This window comes from Caballeronia ptereochthonis (assembly GCF_001545075.1).
Classification (GTDB): Bacteria; Pseudomonadota; Gammaproteobacteria; order Burkholderiales; family Burkholderiaceae; genus Caballeronia; species Caballeronia ptereochthonis.
In genome coordinates, this window is record NZ_FCOB02000091.1 from 1 (window position 1) to 1352 (window position 1352).

The window sequence follows — 1352 nt, forward strand, 5'->3', positions numbered from 1 at the left end:
ACCAACAAGGGCGACGTGGCGCTGGGTGCGGGTTCGACGACGGCGGCAGTGGTGAACACCACGAGCGCGACGATCGGTGGCACGGCGTACACGTTCGCAGGCAGCAATGCGACCAGCACGGTGTCGGTGGGCGCAGCAGGCAAGGAGCGCACGATCACCAACGTGGCGGCGGGCCGTCTCTCGGCCAGCTCGACCGATGCGGTGAACGGCTCGCAGCTGTACGCAGCGGATCAGGCGATCAACCAGAACACGTCGGATATCTCGAACGTGGCGGGCAGCATCACCAACATCAGCGGTGGGATCACCAATATCCAGGGTGATATCACCAACCTGGGCAACCAGATCAACAACGTGTACAACACGGGCACGAAGTACTTCCATGCGAACAGCACGGGGGTAGATTCGACGGCCACGGGTGTGGATTCTGTTGCGATCGGCTCGGGTGCGGTGTCGACCAACAAGGGCGACGTGGCGCTGGGTGCGGGTTCGACGACGGCGGCAGTGGTGAACACCACGAGCGCGACGATCGGCGGCACGGCGTACACGTTCGCAGGCAGCAACGCGACGAGCACGGTGTCGGTGGGCGCAGCAGGCAAGGAGCGCACGATCACCAACGTGGCAGCGGGCCGCCTCTCGGCCAGCTCGACCGATGCGGTGAACGGCTCGCAGTTGTATGCAGCGGATCAGGCGATCAACCGGAACACGTCGGATATCTCGAACGTGGCGGGCAGCATCACCAACATCAGCGGTGGGATCACCAATATCCAGGGTGATATCACCAACATGGGCAACCAGATCAACAACGTGTACAACACGGGCACGAAGTACTTCCATGCGAACAGCACGGGTGTAGATTCGACGGCCACGGGTGTGGATTCTGTTGCGATCGGCTCGGGTGCGGTGTCGACCAACAAGGGCGACGTGGCGCTGGGTGCGGGTTCGACGACGGCGGCAGTGGTGAACACCACGAGCGCGACGATCGGTGGCACGGCCTACACGTTCGCAGGCAGCAACGCGACGAGCACGGTGTCGGTGGGGGCGGCAGGCAAGGAGCGCACGATCACCAACGTGGCAGCGGGCCGCCTCTCGGCCAGCTCGACCGATGCGGTGAACGGCTCGCAGTTGTATGCAGCGGATCAGGCGATCAATCAGAACACGTCGGATATCTCGAACGTGGCGGGCAGCGTGACCAACATCGGCGGTAACGTGACCAACCTGAACAATCAGATCAACAACGTGTACAACACGGGCACGAAGTACTTCCATGCGAACAGCACGGGTGTAGATTCGACGGCTACGGGTGTTGACTCGGTGGCGATCGGCTCGGGTGCGGTGTCGACCAACAAGGGCGA

Annotated in this window: 1 protein-coding gene; it reads left to right on the plus strand. The window is 62.9% G+C overall.

Going from position 1 to position 1352, the window contains the following annotated elements:
- The coding region (locus tag AWB83_RS35570; RefSeq protein ID WP_374729157.1) for a YadA family autotransporter adhesin at positions 1-1352 on the plus strand (1352 nt) is incomplete at both ends.